Annotated in this window: 15 protein-coding genes; 13 read left to right on the top strand and 2 right to left on the bottom strand. The window is 70.2% G+C overall.

The genetic code is table 11. The features are described from left to right. The first annotated feature begins 13 nt into the window (after positions 1-13). The 3 genes from F0U44_RS05960 to F0U44_RS05950 all read left to right on the top strand — a co-directional run bounded on the left by F0U44_RS05960 (position 14) and on the right by F0U44_RS05950 (position 4,393). On the top strand, positions 14-2,002 hold the full coding sequence (locus F0U44_RS05960; RefSeq protein ID WP_223163581.1) for an AfsR/SARP family transcriptional regulator: 1,989 nt from the start codon (positions 14-16) through the stop codon (positions 2,000-2,002). Between the two features lie 61 nt (positions 2,003-2,063). Continuing rightward, on the top strand, positions 2,064-3,065 hold the full coding sequence (locus F0U44_RS05955) for a zinc-binding dehydrogenase (protein WP_149727272.1): 1,002 nt from the start codon (positions 2,064-2,066) through the stop codon (positions 3,063-3,065). 71 nt (positions 3,066-3,136) lie between these two features. Continuing rightward, positions 3,137-4,393: an enolase C-terminal domain-like protein gene (locus tag F0U44_RS05950; protein ID WP_149727271.1), complete on the top strand. Its 1,257-nt coding sequence runs from the start codon at positions 3,137-3,139 to the stop codon at positions 4,391-4,393. Positions 4,394-4,400: 7 nt separating this feature from the next. On the opposite strand, the gene F0U44_RS05945 is transcribed toward F0U44_RS05950, so the two are convergent. Next, complete coding sequence (locus F0U44_RS05945) at positions 4,401-5,090, bottom strand: FadR/GntR family transcriptional regulator (protein WP_149727270.1); 690 nt, start codon at positions 5,088-5,090, stop codon at positions 4,401-4,403. Positions 5,091-5,225: 135 nt separating this feature from the next. Next, on the bottom strand, positions 5,226-6,014 hold the full coding sequence (locus F0U44_RS05940; RefSeq protein WP_149727269.1) for an IclR family transcriptional regulator: 789 nt from the start codon (positions 6,012-6,014) through the stop codon (positions 5,226-5,228). Positions 6,015-6,215: 201 nt separating this feature from the next. Between F0U44_RS05940 and F0U44_RS05935 the strand changes: the two genes are divergently transcribed. From F0U44_RS05935 to F0U44_RS05890, 10 genes are all read left to right on the top strand, one after another. Continuing rightward, on the top strand, positions 6,216-7,232 hold the full coding sequence (locus F0U44_RS05935) for a sugar ABC transporter substrate-binding protein (protein WP_149727268.1): 1,017 nt from the start codon (positions 6,216-6,218) through the stop codon (positions 7,230-7,232). A 128-nt stretch (positions 7,233-7,360) separates the two neighbouring features. Next, complete coding sequence (locus tag F0U44_RS05930) at positions 7,361-8,860, top strand: sugar ABC transporter ATP-binding protein (RefSeq protein ID WP_149727267.1); 1,500 nt, start codon at positions 7,361-7,363, stop codon at positions 8,858-8,860. 1 nt (position 8,861) lies between these two features. After that, a complete protein-coding gene (locus F0U44_RS05925) occupies positions 8,862-9,866 on the top strand; it encodes an ABC transporter permease (protein ID WP_149727266.1) in 1,005 nt (334 codons plus the stop codon). Between the two features lie 82 nt (positions 9,867-9,948). Continuing rightward, the gene (locus F0U44_RS05920; RefSeq protein ID WP_149727265.1) at positions 9,949-10,713 is read left to right on the top strand and encodes an SDR family NAD(P)-dependent oxidoreductase; all 765 of its coding nucleotides are present in this window, start codon (positions 9,949-9,951) and stop codon (positions 10,711-10,713) included. A 47-nt stretch (positions 10,714-10,760) separates the two neighbouring features. Continuing rightward, a complete protein-coding gene (locus F0U44_RS05915) occupies positions 10,761-11,654 on the top strand; it encodes a fumarylacetoacetate hydrolase family protein (RefSeq protein ID WP_149727264.1) in 894 nt (297 codons plus the stop codon). Between the two features lie 13 nt (positions 11,655-11,667). Continuing rightward, positions 11,668-12,678 carry a phosphotransferase gene (locus tag F0U44_RS05910; protein WP_188113338.1) on the top strand — a complete coding sequence of 337 codons (1,011 nt, stop codon included), beginning with the start codon at positions 11,668-11,670 and terminating at the stop codon, positions 12,676-12,678. Then, a complete protein-coding gene (eno, locus tag F0U44_RS05905) occupies positions 12,675-13,949 on the top strand; it encodes a phosphopyruvate hydratase (protein ID WP_149727262.1) in 1,275 nt (424 codons plus the stop codon). The genes F0U44_RS05910 and eno overlap by 4 nt, the downstream gene beginning before the upstream one ends. Next, the gene (locus tag F0U44_RS05900) at positions 13,946-15,028 is read left to right on the top strand and encodes a mannonate dehydratase (RefSeq protein WP_149727261.1); all 1,083 of its coding nucleotides are present in this window, start codon (positions 13,946-13,948) and stop codon (positions 15,026-15,028) included. Before eno ends, F0U44_RS05900 begins: the two co-directional genes overlap by 4 nt. Next, the gene (locus tag F0U44_RS05895; RefSeq protein ID WP_149727260.1) at positions 15,028-15,693 is read left to right on the top strand and encodes an RraA family protein; all 666 of its coding nucleotides are present in this window, start codon (positions 15,028-15,030) and stop codon (positions 15,691-15,693) included. The genes F0U44_RS05900 and F0U44_RS05895 overlap by 1 nt, the downstream gene beginning before the upstream one ends. Continuing rightward, the gene (locus F0U44_RS05890) at positions 15,693-16,565 is read left to right on the top strand and encodes an SMP-30/gluconolactonase/LRE family protein (RefSeq protein WP_149727259.1); all 873 of its coding nucleotides are present in this window, start codon (positions 15,693-15,695) and stop codon (positions 16,563-16,565) included. Before F0U44_RS05895 ends, F0U44_RS05890 begins: the two co-directional genes overlap by 1 nt. Position 16,566 lies beyond the last annotated feature (1 nt).

Raw genomic sequence — 16,566 nt, 5'->3', positions numbered from 1 at the left:
GGGACGGTGGGTGATGATGGTCCGGATCGAGGTCCTCGGTGGCTTCTCAGTCTCGGTCGCGGAGCGTGCCGTCGACCCGGCGGTATGGCGCCGGAGGAAGCCCGCGGGGCTGGTCAAGCTCCTCGCCCTCGCGCCGGGACACCGGCTGCACCGCGAGCAGCTCATCGACGTGCTGTGGCCCGACCTCGGTGCGGCCGCCGGGGCGGCGAACCTCCGCAAGGCCGTGCACGAGGTGCGCCGAGCGCTGGAGCAGGTCGGCGGCGCCGACGTGCTCGGTTCGGACGCGAACCTGGTGTGGTTGGCGGGTGGGGACGTCCAGGTCGACCTCGACGACTTCCACCGGGCCGTGGCCACCGCCCGGCGCGACCGTGACGTCGACAGCTACACGAGGGCGATCGACCTCTACCGCACCGGCCTGCTCCCCGAGGACCGCTACGAGGACTGGGCGAGCGCCGAGCACGACTCCGTGCACCTGCACTACCTGGCCGCACTGGAGGAGCTCGCCGGGCTGCTGGTGGCGGGCGGTGCGATCGATGCGGCCATCGACGTCGTACGCCGACTGGTCGATGCCGATCCGCTGCGCGAGGACAACCACGCGACCCTGATCCGGCTCAACGCGTTGGCCGGGCGCCGCGCCGACGCCTTGCACGCCTACGAACGGCTCCGCGCCACGCTGGCCGAGGAGCTCGGGGCCGAGCCCGGGCCGGAGACGGAGAAGCTCGTCGAGGAGCTCCGGTCGCGCCAAGGCATCGAGCCCGAGCTCGCCGCCGGGATGTGGGAACGCGTCGGTGATCTTCGGATGCTGTCGGGCGACGGAGCGGGGGCAGCGAAGGCGTTCGGCACCGCGATCACCTCGGGCGGCGATGAAGACGCGGGACGTCTCCACCGCAAGACGGCCGATGCGTGGCTGCTGATCCACCGCCCGGCCGAGGCAGCGACCTGCTTGGCAGCCGCCGACGCGGCGACCCCTGACCCGGATCCCGCCGAGCGGAGCCGGCTGCTGCGCAGCCACGCTCATCACGGGTGGGAGTCCGGTGACTTCGTCGCTGCTCGCGACTTCGCCGAGCGCGCCTTCGACACCGCGACGGTCGACGGCACGTCCGAGGACGTCGCCGCGGCGCTCGAGGCGACTGCGATCGTCGCGCACTTCACCGGTGCCTGGCGGGAGGGGATGACCTCCGAGCTGGAGCGGATGGCGGTCAAGGATGACGGCCCCGGGCAGCTGGCGCGGGTCTACGAGATCCACCACTGCATCGGCCAGTTCCACCTCTACGGCGATGCCCTCCTGCCGTCGGTCGAGGGCTACGCCCGCGGCGTCATCGACCGAGCGGAGGAGTCGGCGGCGGTGCGGGCGCAGGCGTTCGGGTGGTGCCTCCTGGGTGAGAGCCTGCTCCTCCAGGCTCGATGGGACGAGGCCGTTGGTTGTCTCGAGCGCAGTGTCGACCTCAACCTGTCCCTCGACTCCCGCTCGGGTGCGCTGCCGTTGCAGCGGCTCGCCGAGGTGGCCGTGTGCCGGGGTGCGCCCGAGGAGGCCGAGGCCTACCTGCGCAAGGCGTCGGCGATCGCCACGGTGTCGTCGATGGGAATGCACCTCTGGGGGCGCATCTACGCGACGAAGACGTTCGCCGCTCTCGAGCAGGGCGACGCGCACCGTGCCATCGACGCGGTGCGAGGGGCGGCTGCCGCCGCGGTCCGCAACGCGGACTGCCCGCCCTGCAACGCTCTGGTGCACCCGATGGCGGCCGAGGCCTACGCCCTCGTCGGGGATGTCGAGGGTGCCCGAACCCACGCTGCGGCCGCACACCAGACCGGCCAGATGTTCGCCAGCTCGGCCTGGCAGGCGATGGCCGAGTCGGCCGCGGGCAGCGTCGCGCTGGCCGAGGACGATCAAGAAGAGGCGCGCCTGCGATTCGAGGCAGCGCGTGATCTCTACGGCCGCGCCGGCATGCCCTATTGGGCGGACCGGGCATCGCGGTCGCTGGCGTTGACCCCGGTCGGCTGACGCTCGGAGTTCCGACCCTGGCAGGACGCGTCGGGCCGCTGGGATGGCTACGGTCTCCGTCATGCGTGCAGTCGTCATCACCCGCCACGGCGGCCTCGACGTCCTCAAGGTCCAGGATCGTCCCGACCCCGGTCCTCCTGGTCCCGGCCAGGTCGCGATCGATGTCCGAGCGTCGGGCGTCAACTTCGCCGACACGATGGCCCGGGTCGGGTTCTACCCCGATGCGCCCAAGCCGCCGATGGTCGTGGGCTACGAGGTGGCCGGCCTGGTGACGGCGGTCGGTGAGGGCGTCGGCGGCATCGCGGTCGGCGACCGCGTCATGGCCGGCACCCACTTCGGCGGCTACGCGGAGAAGGTCGTGGTCGGGGCGCGCGACGTCGTACCTCTCGACGACAGCCTGACCTTCGAGCAGGGCGCGGCGATCCCGGTCAACTACGCGACCGCCTGGGCTGGTCTGGTGAGGTACGGCGCCGTGCAGCCCGGCGAGCGGGTGCTCCTCCATGCGGCCGCTGGCGGTGTCGGCATCGCGGCGACCCAGATCGCCAAGAAGATCGGTGCTGAGGTCCACGGGACCGCGTCGCCGGGCAAGCACGACGCGATCCGCGGGTTCGGCGTCGACGTGGCGCACGACTACACGCGCAAGGACTGGCAGAAGGGGCTGCCGCCCTTCGACCTGGTGATGGACGCGATCGGCGGGCCCAGCTTCCGCACCAGCTACGACCTGCTGCGCCCCGGCGGTCGCCTCGTCGCCTTCGGTGCCTCCTCGGTGATGGACGGCGCAAGCCGCAACTTGGTGCAGGCTGCGAAGACGATGGTGCGGATGCCGCGCTTCAACCTCGTCAAGCAGATGTCGACCTCCAAGGCGGTCATCGGCCTCAACATGCTGGCGCTCTGGGACGACGCGGGCACCCTCGAGCCGTGGATCGGTCCGTTGCGCGAGCTGATCGCCGACGGCACCGTGCAGCCGGTGGTCGCCGAGGCGTTCTCGTTCGACCGGGCCGGCGACGCGCACCTGATGCTCGCCGAGCGGCGCAATGTCGGGAAGGTCGTGCTCGTCCCCTAGTGGTGGACAGTCGGTCCCGACGGAAGTAGCCTGTGCAACAACGTTGCATAGAACGAATCTAGGGACTCCGCATGAGTGACTTCGTCATCGTCGACATCCGCGCCACCACGGTCAGCGTCCCGCTGGAGGCGCCGTTGCGCCACGCGGTCGGCGCGCACTGGGGCCGCTTCGTGCGCACGATCGTCGAGGTCGAGACGGCCGACGGCCTGGTGGGCCTGGGCGAGATGGGCGGCGGCGGCGAGAGCGCCGAGGCGGCGATCGTGGGGCTGCTGACCTACCTCCGTGGCCACAGCCCGTTCCGTCTCGAGGAGCTGCGGTTCGCGATCTGCAACCCGACGGCCAGCCTCTACAACAACCGGACCCAGCTGCACGCCGCGCTCGAGTTCGCGTGCCTCGACCTGGTCGGCAAGAAGCTCGGGGTCCCGGTCCATGACCTCCTCGGCGGGCGCGTGCGCGACCAGGTCGGCTTCGCGAGCTACCTCTTCTACCGCTACGGCGACCCCGAGACCGGGGCGGGCGAGGTGCGGACGCCCGACCAGCTCGTCGAGCACGCCCTCGACCTCAAGAAGCAGCACGGCTTCACCTCCCACAAGCTCAAGGGCGGTGTCTTCGGGCCCGACTACGAGATCGACTGCTACCTCGCCGTTGCCGAGGCACTGCCCGGCGACTCGTTCCGCTATGACCCCAACGGCTCGCTGAGCATCGAGGAGAGCATCCGCGTCGCCGACCGCATCCAAGGCGTCCGCAACGACTTCCTCGAGGACCCGACCTGGGGCCTGGAGGGGATGCGCCAGGTCCGCCGTCCCGGCCTGCTGCTCGCGACCAACCAGGTCGTGGTCAACTTCGAGCAGCTGGCGAGCAACATGATGCGCCGCGCTGTCGACGTCATCCTGCTCGACACCACCTTCTGGGGCGGCATCCGGCCGTGCGTGAAGGCGGCCGGAGTCTGCGAGACGTTCCAGATGCCGATCGCGGTGCACAGCTCGGGTGAGCTCGGCATCCAGCTCGCGACGATGCTCCACCTCGGCGCGGTGCTGCCCAACCTCACCTACACGGCCGACGCGCACTACCACCAGCTCCGCGACGACATCATCGTCGGCGGCAAGATGGAGTACGCCGACGGCACGATCGCCGTGCCCGACGGCCCTGGCCTCGGTGTCGAGCTCGACCGCGACAAGGTCGCTGAGTATGCCGAGGAGTTCCGGCGGCTGGGTGGCTATCCCTATGACCGCGACCCGGGGCGCCCGGGGTGGTTCCCGCTGATGCCCAACACCCGGTGGGCCGACCCTGCCGACCCGGTGCGGCCCAGCGACCCCCGGCTCGCCTGATCGCCCGCTAGGAAGCGTTCTCGTCCTTCAGCTGGCCGATCGCCCAGATCGCCGACTCGATGTGGGTGGCCATGGCCGCCTTCGCGCGACGGCTCGACCTTGCCTCGATCGCCGCGGCGATCGCCTCGTGCTCGTGCAGGGCGCGCTCGACCGCGACGGGCAGCGTGCCGGTCGCCTGGCGCGCTGCGGCGAGCAGGTCGGACACGGGCGCGAGGATCCGCGCCATCACGCCGTTGCCGCTCGCCTGAGCCACCGCCTGGTGAAACTCGATGTCGGCCTCGTAGACGTTGTCGCCGGTCTCGAAGGCGACCCGGAAGTGCGTGAGGGCGCGGCGGATGGCCGCCAGGTCCGCATCGGTGCGCTCGATGGCCGCCTTGGCCGCGGCGGCCGGCTCGAGAATCAGGCGCACCTCGTAGAGCTCGTCGATCGTGTGCTCGTTGAGGAGCACCGAGATCGCCGACCGGGTCAGCGGCGTGCCGGCCGGGCTGTCGAGGACGGTCGCACCCAGTCGGGGGCGGATCTCGACCAGTCCGAGAGTGCGCAGTCCCTGCATGGCCTCGCGGACGGTGTTGCGGCCGACGCCGTACTCGGCCATCAGCTCCACCTCGGTCGGCAGGCGGTCGCCGGCGCGGTACTCACCGCGCGCGATCCGGGCCAGCAGCGAGTCGCTGACGGTCTTGCTGAGGGGCTCGGTCACCGTGCGTCTCCCATCGTGCCGAGGGGGTTGACCACCGCAATCATTCCATTCATCCTATTCGTAGGATGAATGGCTAGCAAGAGCGGGGCGCGGGGGGTGAGTCTCGTGGGCAACACGCTGGGGGGACGGCGAGGCTCACGCCTGGGTGGCGTCGCCGAGGGCACGGCTGATGGAAGCAGCCGCCTCGGCGCACGCTTTCCCAACCTCGGCCACCCTGCGCTTCATGCGGTAGGACGGTCCCGACACGCTGATCGTCGCCGTGGGGCGTCCGGTCACGTCGGTGACCGCGGAGCCGACGCAGGTGATCTCGGCGTCGTTCTCCTCGCGGTCGATCGCGTAGCCCCGCTTCGCGCTCCGCACCAGGTCGGCGAGGAACTCGTCGTGGTCGGTGATGCTGTGCTCCGTACGTCGCACCAGCTCCTGCTCCCGTGCGCGCCGAGTCCGCTCCTCCTCGGGCAGCACGGACAGGAACGCCTTGCCCATCGCGGTGCTCGCGATCGGCATGCGCTGTCCCACGATCGACATCACCCGCACGGTGGCCTTGGGCTCGAGGCGCTCGACGTAGACGACCTCCTGGCCCTCGATGACTCCGAGGTGGACGGTCTCGTCCCAGTCGTCGCGGAGCTTCGAGAGCAGCGGCATCGCCAGGGCGCGGAGGTCGACCCGGTTGGTGTAGTCGTGCGAGAGCGCGAGCGCCTTGCCGGCCAGTCGGTAGCGGCGGTCCTCGGGCGACTGGTTGGCCCAGCCGGCGTCGCGCAACGTGCCGAGCAGCCGCGACACGGTGCCCTTGTCGAGCTCGGCGCCGGCCGCCAGCTCGGTCACGGTCGCACCGTCTCGAGCTTCGCCGATCATCTCGAGGAGCGTGAGACCGCGCAGCAAGGTGCGTGTCGTCGCCCGGCTGCCGTTCTCGGGACTTGCCGCCATGTCGACCTCTCTAGGACTCGGGCTGCGGGTGCTGCTGGCCCGGGCCGCAGTCTTTCACAGAAGCGAGGAAGGTGCATCTAATGCAACAAAGTTGCACACAATGCTTGACAGCCCGGAATGTGATCCCGTTCACTGTTCCACGTAACGCAATCGTGTTGCACAGCATGAGCCCCGGTGGGGGGCCGGTCATAAGGAGTCAGAATGTTCCGTAGGTCCACTCGAGCCGGGGCGACCTGGCGCCGGCCCGCGCTGGTCGTCGGCGCGAGCCTCCTGGCCGTGTCGCTCGCCGCGTGCGGCAACTCGCCCGCATCCGAGGCCGACAAGAAGGAAGGCAAGGGCCTCAAGGTCGGCGTCATCATGCTGCAGGGCGACACCTACTACCAGGGCATCGAGTCCGGCCTCCGCGAGGCCGTCGAGGCTGACGGTGGTTCGGTGACGACCGGTCTCTCCAACAACGACCCGGCCACCGAGTCGCAGGTCGCGCAGAACATGATCCAGGCCCAGGTCGACGCGATCCTGATGCAGCCCGCGGGCGGCGACGCCTCCATCGCGACGATGCAGGCCATCCAGAACGCCGGCATCACGCTGATCTGCTACGGCAACTGCACCGACTCGGCGCTGGACCCGGAGAACTCCTCGGGCGTCATCCAGTCCGACAACACCGCGCTCGGCACCGGCACGGGTGAGCTCGCCGCCGCCTACATCAACGAGAACCTCGACGGCGCGGCGAACATCGCGATCCTCAACTGCGACATCGCCTCGGCGTGCAAGCTGCGCAAGGCCGGATTCAAGGAGGCCCTGGAGGCCGCGGGCATCGACGCCAACTACGTGACCGACCAGGAGGCCTACCTGGCCGACAAGGCGACGACCGTCGCGGGTGACATCCTCACCGCGCACGACGACGTCGACCTCTTCTGGGCGTCCAACGACGGCGGCACCGTCGGTGCGGTCGTGGCGGTCAACCAGGCCGGTGCGGACATCCCGGTCTTCGGCACCGACATCTCCGCGCAGCTGGCGGAGTACCTGCTCGACGACGACGGCATCCTCCAGGTGACCACCGGGCAGGACCCCGTCGCGACCGCTGAGGGCGCCTACGAGATGGCCAAGAAGGCCATCGCCGGTGGCGAGAACGACCCGTTCGAGGTCGAGCTCCCGGGCATCGTCTACGACCGCGCCAACCCGGACACGGTCCAGGCGTTCCTCGACGACGCCGAGTAAGTACTCCCCAAGAGACACACCGGGGAGCAACATCCAGGGGTGGCCGTCCCGATCGGACGGCCACCCCCGGGCCCGGGCCCGAACCGCCCCCACGTCATCCGTCAATCTCGACCAGGTCAGGTGAGCACATGGACGTCGTCGTCCCAGTCCTGGAATGCCGCAACCTCACGAAGCGCTACGGCACCGTCCAGGCGCTGACCGACGTCGACTTCACGCTGCGGCGCGGCGAGGTCCGCGCGCTGCTCGGCAAGAACGGCGCCGGCAAGTCGACCCTGGTCAACCTCGTCTCGGGAGCCGTTCAACCCGACTCGGGCACGATCCGCCTCAACGGCAAGGACGTGCGCTGGGACGGCCCGGGTGCCGCCCGGTCCGGTGGCATCTCAGTGGTGCACCAGGAGTTCAGCCTGGTCCCCGGTCTCACCGTCGCCGAGAACATCACGATGGGCCGCTGGTCCTCCCGGCTCGGGTTCATCGACCAGGAGCGGCTCCAAGACGATGCGCGGCGAGCGCTGGACCAGCTCGGCGAGGACATCCCGCTGTGGCAGCTGGTCGGCAGCCTCCCGATCGCGCAGCAGCAGCTGGTCGAGATCGCGAAGGCACTGGTCGATAACCCCGACGTGCTGATCCTCGACGAGCCGACCAGCGCACTCAACGCTTCCGAGGTCGAGGTGCTCCTCGCCCTGGTCCGTCGGCTCGCCGCGACGGGGGTCAGCGTCATCTACGTCTCCCACCGGATGAACGAGATCCCGCTGGTTGCCGACGCCATGACCGTCTTCCGCGACGGCCGCGAGGTCGCGACGCTCGGCATCGGTGAGGCCAGCCCGGAGAGGGTGGCCGCCATGATCGCGGGCGAGGTCACCGACGTCGCCGCCGCCGTCTACCACGACCGCTCCGACGCCCCGGTCGCACTCTCCGTGCGCGGGCTCGCGGTCGACGGCGTCCTGGAGGACGTCAGCTTCGACCTCCACGAGGGCGAGGTCCTCGGCATCGCCGGCTTCCTCGGCTCCGGTCGCACCGAGCTGCTCGAGGCCATCTTCGGTCTGCGCCACGACGTCCGCGGCTCGGTGTGGGTCAACGGCAAGGAGGTCCGCGGCCGCCGGCCCCGCAAGATGCTGGCCCGACGCGTGGCGATGACCTCCGAGGACCGGAAGGGCGCGGGCATCGTGCCCGCCATGGGCACGGGGGAGAACGTCCTCCTGACCGCCCGCAGCCGGGTCCTCCCCAAGATCTGGCTCCGCCGCCGCGCGGAGTCGCGTCTCCAGGCCGACACGATCGACAAGCTCGCGATCCGTACGTCGTCGCCGGCCCAGGAGGTCGGGACGTTGTCGGGAGGCAACCAGCAGAAGGCCGTCATCGGTCGCGCCCTGGCCGCCGAGATGCGGGTCCTCCTCCTCGACGAACCGACCCGCGGCATCGACGTGCACGCGAAGGCCCAGGTCTACGCGCTCATCCGTGAGCTCGCGGCCGCCGGCCACTCGGCGATCTTCGTCTCCTCCGAGCTGGAGGAGATGCCGCTGGTGTGCGACCGGGTGGTCGTCCTCCGCGCCGGCCGGAGCCGCGAGGTGCTCACCGGTGCCGAGTCCAACGCCGAACGCATCCTCGCCCTGACCATGAAAGAAGATGATTGAGATGGCCATCGCGGAAACCGCAGTGGAGCAGCCCACGGCGACCTCGCGGGTGTCGGGCGCCCTCCATCGCGTCCGGTCCTGGGAAGGCATCGGCCTCCTGTCGGTGCTCGTCCTGCTCTACGTCGTGCTCTCGGTGCGCTCGCCGGTCTTCCTGACGACGGACAACCAGCTGAGCATCCTGCAGAACGCCGCCTTCTTCGGGATCGTGGCCTTCGCGATGACGCTCGTCATCGTGGCGGGCGAGATCGACATCTCGGTCGGCTCGATGGCCGCGTTGTCGTCGTCGATGCTCGGTGTGTTCGTGGTCAAGCACGGCGTCCCGATGCCGCTGGCCGTGCTCCTGGTGCTCCTCGCAGCGGCCGCGATCGGCGCGTTCGCGGGAGCGATGCGGGCCTACTTCGGCGTACCGACCTTCATCGCGACGCTGGCGCTCTACCTCGCGCTGAAGGGTCTGGCCCAGCTGCTCACCAACAACTTCCCGCTCCCCATCGACCAGGAGGAGTTCTTCTACTGGGGCGACGGCCGCTTCCTCGGGGTCCCGGTGCCCGCGCTCTACCTGATCGGCACCTTCGTCGTGCTCATCGTGATCGCCAAGTACACCGTCTTCGGTCGCTCGATCTACGCCGTCGGTGGCAACGCCAAGTCCGCGAACCTGTCGGGCATCAACGTGCGACGCATCAAGATCCTGGTGATGATGATCGTTGCCGTGGCAGCCGCGATCACCGGTCTCCTGCAGACCGCGCTCCTCGCGTCGGGCAACAGCACGATCGCCGTCGGCCTCGAGTTCGACGCGATCGCCGCGACGATCATCGGCGGCGCCGCCCTCTCGGGAGGCAAGGGCTCGATCGTCGGCACCGTGATGGGCGTGCTCTTCATCGCCGCGCTCCTCAACGGGATGGTCCTTCTCAACGTCAACCCCTACGCCCAGCAGGTCGTCCGCGGCGCTGTCGTGCTCGTCGCCGTGCTGGTCAACGTCTGGCGCACCCGCAAGACCTCGCTGGAGTAACCCCCGGGCGGCGTCCCCGCCTGCCTAGCGCAACTCCGCCAACAGCGCCCGAGCGGTGCATGAAGAGAACAGGACCCGACCCATGACTGTGGTCGCCGATCAGCCGCTCATCGTGAGCAACGACTTCGCCGGCCGCCGGGCGCTCGTGACCGGAGCCGGATCGGGGATCGGCTTGTCCATCACGGCCCAGCTGCTCGCACGAGGGGCCGAGGTCGTCGCGGCCGACCTGCGCACCGAGGACGTGCCGGGCGAGGCCGTGCGGGTCAACGTCGACGTGAGCGACGAGGCCCAGGTCCGGCGCGCGATCGACGAGGTGCGCCACCTCGGCCCGATCGACACGCTGTTCAACAACGCCGGCATCGGCAGCACCAAGTCGGTGGTCAACGTCGAGGCCGACGAGTGGGACCGGGTGTTCGACGTCAACGTCCGCGGCACCTACCTCTTCTGCAAGCACCTGCTGCCCTCGATGCTCACGCAGGGCTTCGGCGTCATCGTCAACACCGCGTCGGTCGCCGGCATGATCGGCCTGCCCGACCGGGCCGCCTACTGCGCCAGTAAGGGTGCCGTGATCGCGCTGACCAAGCAGATCGCGGTGCAGTACGCCGGCCAGGGCATCCGCTGCAACTCCGTCTGCCCCGGCACGGTCGACTCCCCGTGGGTCGGCCGGCTGCTCGACGAGGCCGACGACCCGGTCGCCCGGCGCGAGCAGCTCGTCGGCCGCCAGCCGCTCGGCCGGCTCGGCCTCCCGCGCGAGATCGCCGAAGCCGCCGTCTACCTGGCCAGCGACGCCGCGGCCTTCATCACCGGCACCGACCTGATCATCGACGGCGGCATCACCGCCGGCTGACGACCACCCCAGCACGAAGACCGAGCAACGAAGGAAGAGCAAGAGACATGAGATTGGCGAACCTGCGCGGTCGCGCCGCACTGGTCGTGGACGGCGGCTACCTCGACGTCGCTGCGGCGAGCGCGGGGCTGTTCGGTCCCGACCTCGGCGACGTCTACGCCGACTGGGACCACTTCCTCCTCTGGGCGCACGGCGCGCTCGAGTCGGAGCTCGACATCGACATCCCCGTCGACGCCGGCAGCGACGACGAGCTTGATGCCGTCGTACCTGTCCCCGGGCAGGTGCTCGCGGTCGGTCTCAACTACACGGCCCACGCCCACGAGGCCGGCCTGCCGCTCCCCGAGGTGCCGCTCGTCTTCACGAAGTTCCCCAGCGCCGTTGCCGCCCCGCGCGGCGTGCTCGAGCTGCCGACCGACCAGGTCGACTGGGAGGTCGAGCTCGCCGTCGTCATCGGGCGCACTGCTCGCCGCGTCGCGCGCGACGAGGCCTGGACCTACGTCGCCGGTCTGACCGCGGCGCAGGATTACTCGGCCCGCGACGTCCAGCTGCTGGGTGGGGCGAAGCCCCAGTTCAGCCTGGGCAAGTCCTTCGAGGGCTTCCTCCCGCTCGGACCGGTGCTCGTGACGCCCGAGGAGTACGACGACCCCGACGCGATCGGCGTCGAGACCCGGGTCAACGGCCACACCGTGCAGAAGAGCAACACCTCCGACCTGATCTTCAGCATCCCGCAGCTGGTCTCCTACCTCTCGCACATCGTCACCCTGCGGCCCGGCGACGTGATCCTCACCGGGACGCCGTCCGGGGTCGGGCTCGGCATGACACCGCCGCGCTACCTGACGGACGGCGACGAGGTGACGACCCACATCGACGGCATCGGAGAGCTGCACCAGGCGTGCCGGGCACCCGAGGTCGCGTTCGACCCGGCCGCGATCCTGGGCTGAGACGACGATGCAGGTGTCCGAGCAGGTGAGAGGTCCGAGCGCAGCCGACGTCGTCGGCTTCGTGACCGCGCAGCGGTTGCTGGGTGGGGAGGACCTCACGCTGCAGCCGTTGGGGGGCGGTGTCTCCTCGGACGTGTGGCGGGTGAGCGACGGGTCCCGGCAGGTCGTCGTCAAGACGCCGCTCGCCGAGCTCCGGGTGGCAGCGGGGTGGAAGGCGCCCGTGGCGCGTGCTGACGCCGAGGCCGGCTGGCTCGCGACGGTGTCGTCGTTGGTGCCGGGTGCCTGCCCCGAGGTCCTCGCCTACGACAAGGAGCGCCACCTGCTGGCGTTGGAGTACCTCGACCCGTCCGAGCACGCGCTGTGGAAGGGGAAACTGCTCGCCGGCCAGGTCGACCAGCGCGACGCGGCCCGGGTCGGTGACCTGCTCGGGCGCATCCACCGACACACCTCCGAGCGGCCCCGTCTTGCCCGGGACTTCGCCAACGACACACTGTTCGCGGCGCTCCGGATCGAGCCCTACCTCCAACGGCTGGTGACGACGCATGCCGATCTCGCCCCACACGTCGGCGAGATCGTCCAGTCCCTGCGGAGCCACCGGTCCGTCCTCGTCCACGGCGACGTCAGCCCGAAGAACATCCTGATCGGACCGCGCGGTCCGGTCCTCATCGACGCCGAGACGGCCGTCTGGGGAGACCCCTCGTTCGACGTGGCGTTTTGCGTCAACCACCTGTTGCTCAAGTGCCTGCTGCCTGACGCCGCGGTCACCGATCTCGTCGGCAGCGCCGAGGCACTCACCCGGACCTACCTGAGCCACGCGTCCTGGGAGCTCGACGCCGAGATCGCCGAGCGCGCCGGCGCCCTGCTGCCCGCGCTCATGCTCGCGCGGGTCGACGGCCGGTCGCCGGTCGAGTATCTCGACGCGACCGCGCAGGACGCCGTACGACGATTCGCGATTCCCTTGATCCGGCACCGGTCGCTCGACCTGCTGGGTGTGTTCGACGCGTGGAGGAGCCACCTGTCATGAGTGCTGTCATCGCCGACGTCCGTGCTCGCGAGGTGTGGGACTCCCGCGGCCGTCCGACCGTCGAGGTCGACGTCACGACCGCCACCGGTGCGCTGGGGCGGGCGATCGCGCCTGCCGGTGCGTCGCGTGGTTCGGCCGAGGCCACCGACCTGCGCGACGGTGGTGACCTGCTCGGCGGCTTCGGTGTGCGCCGCGCGGTCGACAACGTCAACACCGTCATCCGGTCGGCTCTGCTCGGTGCGGCCGTCGAGGACCAGACGGCGGTCGACAACATCCTCGACGAGCTCGACCCCTCGCCGACCCGAGAGGCTCTGGGCGGCAACGCGACGGTCGCGACCTCGTTGGCCGTGCTGCACGCCGCCGCTGCGGCCCGCGGCGTCCCGACCTGGCGGCACCTCACGGCGAACCCGACCCACCTGCCACGCCCGCAGATCCAGATCATCGGCGGTGGAGCGCACGCGGCCCGCCGGGTCGACCTGCAGGACTTCATGGTGGTCCCGATCGCCACCGATCGCATCGACGAGGCGCTCACCCAGGTCGCGGAGGTCTACCTGGCTGTCGGTGCGCTGCTCCTCGCGCGTGGCCCGGCACTCGGCGTCGCGGACGAGGGTGGGCACTGGCCGGCCGTCCGCAACAACGAGGAGGCGCTCGAGCTGCTCACCCTCGGCATCGAGCGCGCGGGCTTCGTCCCGGGCGTCGACCTGGCCATCTCGCTCGACGTCGCCGCGAGCGAGTTCGAGGACGGCGGCCGCTACCGGCTGGAGTCCGAGGACCGCGTCTACGAGCGCTCCGACTGGCTCAACGTGCTGAGCGGTTGGCTCGACTCCTATCCGATCGTCGCCATCGAGGACCCCGCCGGCGAGCACGATCCGGTCGGCATGCGCGACTTCACGAAGCGCAACGGTGGGCGCGTTCTCGTCGTCGGCGACGACTACATCGTGACCACCGCCGACCGGATCCGGACCGCGGTGGCCGACGGCGCGTGCAACACCGCACTGATCAAGGTCAACCAGGCCGGCACCGTGACCCACACGCGCGAGGCCCACGCCGCGGCCCGGGCTGCCGGCTGGTCGACCATCGTCTCCGCCCGGTCGGGCGAGACGGAGGACACTTCGATCGTCGACCTCGCCGTGGGGTGGCAGGCCGACATCCTCAAGGTCGGCTCGATCACGCGGAGCGAGCGGACCGCGAAGTGGAACGAGCTCCTGCGCATCGACGAGGTGCTCGGCGGGATCCCGCTGGCACCGTTCCCCCTGAGGGGCAGCTCATGAAGGTCGGGCTCGGTCTCTACCGGCACATGCTCACCGAGGACAACCTGCGCTTCGCCAAGCAGGCCGGCGCGACGCATGTCGTCGCCCACCTCGTCGACTACTTCAGCGGCGGACCGCGGATCCCCGAGTCGACCGGCCGCGCATCCGGCTGGGGCCCGACCCACCGGGTGGGGGAGCCGTGGACGATCGACGAGATCGCCGGCATCCAGCGCAAGGTCACCGACGCCGGGCTCGAGCTGCACGCGATCGAGAACTTCGACCCCGGTCACTGGTACGACGTCCTGCTCGCCGGTCCTCGCCGGGACGAGCAGATCGCCCAGCTGCAGGACTACCTGCGGATCCTGGGCGAGCTCGGGATCGGACGGATGGGCTACAACTTCTCGCTCGCCGGCGTCTGGGGGCATCGGCAGGGTCCGTTCGCGCGGGGAGGAGCGGAGTCGATCGGTTTCGACGCCGCATCGCTGGGTCGGCAGCCGGAGATCCCGTGCGGCCAGGTCTGGAACATGGACTACGACGAGGGGGCCGTCGGCGATCCCGACGGCCCCACGGTCGGCCAGGTGACGGCCGACGAGCTGTGGGCGCGGATCGAGTACTTCCTCGCCGCCATGCTGCCCGTGGCCGAGGAGGTCGACGTACGGCTGTGTGCGCACCCCGACGACCCGCCGCTGCCGGTCCTGCGCAACACCGCGCGGGTGTTGACCAGCGAAGCGGGTCTCGACCGGTTCGTCGGCCTCGCCGACAGCCGCCACCACGCGTTCGACTTCTGCCAGGGCACCGTCTCGGAGATCCCGGACATCGACATCTACGAGCTGATCGCGCGCTACGCGAAGGCCGACCGGATCGGCTACGTCCACTTCCGCAACGTCATCGGGCGGGTGCCCGACTATCACGAGACGTTCCTGGACGAGGGCTACGTCGACATGTTCCGTGCCCTGCGCACCTACCGGGACAACGGGTTCGACGGCATGTTGATGCCGGACCACACGCCCCAGATGACCTGTGCCGCCCCGTGGCACGCCGGGATGGCCTACGCCCTCGGCTGGATGAATGCGGCGGTCCGCGCCGTGGAGGAGGAGTGATGAATACCGCTCGGCCCTATGACACGGCCGCTCTCGACAAGCTCGCCGAGGACCTGCGCAGCGCTCTGGTCTCCGACATCCTCGACGGGCTGGGCTATCGCAACCAGAGCCTCGAACCCGGCCTCCGCCCGACGGTCGAGGACCAGGTGCTGGTCGGCTACGCCTACCCGACGGTCGTCGAGATCGTCGATGCCCCGCCCGAGGTCCCCTACATCGGTCTGCTCGACGCCCTCGACAACATCGGGACCGACGAGGTGTGGGTGGCCAGCACGTCCAGCGATGCCGCGATCTGGGGCGAGCTCACCTCGACGGCGATCCGCTTCCGCGGCGCGCGCGGCACCATCGCCGACGGCTACATCCGCGACACCCCGATGGTGCGTGAGATGGGCTTCCCGGTCTTCTCCCGAGGCACCAGTCCCAGGGACGCCAACGGCCGCATCGAGCAGCGCCGCGTGAGCGAGCCGATCGACGTGGCCGGCGTCAGCGTGGCGCCCGGCGACCTGATCGTCGGTGACGACGACGGTGTCGTGGTGGTGCCCGCCGCTCTGATCGAACAGGTCGTCGACGCTGCCCTGGCCAAGAGCGCGGACGAGTCGCTCTTCCGCGTCGCCGTCCGTGAGGGCATGAAGCCCTCGGACGCGTTCGAGAAGTTCGGAGTCCTGTGATGAGCGTCGAGTCGCTCGGCGCGCCCGAGGTCGTCGTCCCCGCGTCCGCCGAGGTGGGCGAGGGGCCCGTCCTCGACAGCCGCACCGGCAACCTCGTGTGGGTCGACATCACGCAGGGCTGGCTCTTCCAGACCGAGCTGGTGACAGGTGCGACGGAGTCCGAGCACTTCGACACGATGGTCGGTGCCGCACTGCCGCGGACCGACGAGCCGGGCTTCCTGCTGGCCGTCTCCGACGGCTTTGGCCTGTGGACGCCCGACGGTGGCCTCACGATGGTCGACCCGTGCTTGGCCGAGCCGCACCTGCGGTTCAACGACGCCAAGTGCGACTCCCGCGGCCGTGCCTGGGGCGGGTCCCTCTTCATGGACTTCACGCCCGGTGGGGGCGAGCTGCGCCGCTACGACGGGACCGGACCGAGCACCGTCCATGCGCGCGGACTCACCCAGCCCAACGGCATCGGGTGGAGCCCGGACGACCAGACGATGTACCTGATCGACACGCAGAAGTACGTGCTGCTGCGGGCCGACTTCGATGCCGATTCCGGTGAGGTGGGCGAGTTCTCCGCACTCTGCGCGGTCGACGGCGCCTATCCGGACGGCCTCGCGGTCGACCTCGACGGCAACATCTGGATCGCGATGTGGGACGGCTGGGAGGTGCGGCGCTACAGCCCCGCTGGTGAGCAGACGGGCGTGATCACGATGCCCGTCGCGAACGCGTCCAGCTGTGCGATCTCGGCCGACGGCACGCTCTACATCACCTCTGCCAACGCTGGTCTGTCGGAGGAAGCGCTGGCCGCGCAGCCGCTCGCCGGCTCGGTGTTCGCGATCAACATCGGCGTCGCCGGCGTCCCGGTCAGCGGCTTCCGGGGCTGAC

Source organism: Nocardioides humilatus (assembly GCF_008373755.1).
GTDB classification, from domain to species: domain Bacteria; phylum Actinomycetota; class Actinomycetes; order Propionibacteriales; family Nocardioidaceae; genus Nocardioides; species Nocardioides humilatus.
The sequence above is the reverse complement of the archived record's forward strand: the minus strand, read 5'-3'. Positions and strand labels throughout refer to the sequence as shown.

Bases quoted from the DNA above. Each gene is read 5' to 3' on its own strand.
- F0U44_RS05915 (WP_149727264.1), top strand. From the start codon at position 10,761: ATGAGATTGGCGAACCTGCGCGGTCGCGCCGCACTGGTCGTGGACGGC.
- F0U44_RS05930 (WP_149727267.1), top strand. From the start codon at position 7,361: ATGGACGTCGTCGTCCCAGTCCTGGAATGCCGCAACCTCACGAAGCGC.
- F0U44_RS05955 (WP_149727272.1), top strand. From the start codon at position 2,064: ATGCGTGCAGTCGTCATCACCCGCCACGGCGGCCTCGACGTCCTCAAG.
- eno (WP_149727262.1), top strand. From the start codon at position 12,675: ATGAGTGCTGTCATCGCCGACGTCCGTGCTCGCGAGGTGTGGGACTCC.
- F0U44_RS05935 (WP_149727268.1), top strand. From the start codon at position 6,216: ATGTTCCGTAGGTCCACTCGAGCCGGGGCGACCTGGCGCCGGCCCGCG.
- F0U44_RS05900 (WP_149727261.1), top strand. From the start codon at position 13,946: ATGAAGGTCGGGCTCGGTCTCTACCGGCACATGCTCACCGAGGACAAC.
- F0U44_RS05950 (WP_149727271.1), top strand. From the start codon at position 3,137: ATGAGTGACTTCGTCATCGTCGACATCCGCGCCACCACGGTCAGCGTC.
- F0U44_RS05960 (WP_223163581.1), top strand. From the start codon at position 14: ATGATGGTCCGGATCGAGGTCCTCGGTGGCTTCTCAGTCTCGGTCGCG.
- F0U44_RS05895 (WP_149727260.1), top strand. From the start codon at position 15,028: ATGAATACCGCTCGGCCCTATGACACGGCCGCTCTCGACAAGCTCGCC.
- F0U44_RS05925 (WP_149727266.1), top strand. From the start codon at position 8,862: ATGGCCATCGCGGAAACCGCAGTGGAGCAGCCCACGGCGACCTCGCGG.
- F0U44_RS05940 (WP_149727269.1), bottom strand. From the start codon at position 6,014: ATGGCGGCAAGTCCCGAGAACGGCAGCCGGGCGACGACACGCACCTTG.
- F0U44_RS05890 (WP_149727259.1), top strand. From the start codon at position 15,693: ATGAGCGTCGAGTCGCTCGGCGCGCCCGAGGTCGTCGTCCCCGCGTCC.
- F0U44_RS05920 (WP_149727265.1), top strand. From the start codon at position 9,949: ATGACTGTGGTCGCCGATCAGCCGCTCATCGTGAGCAACGACTTCGCC.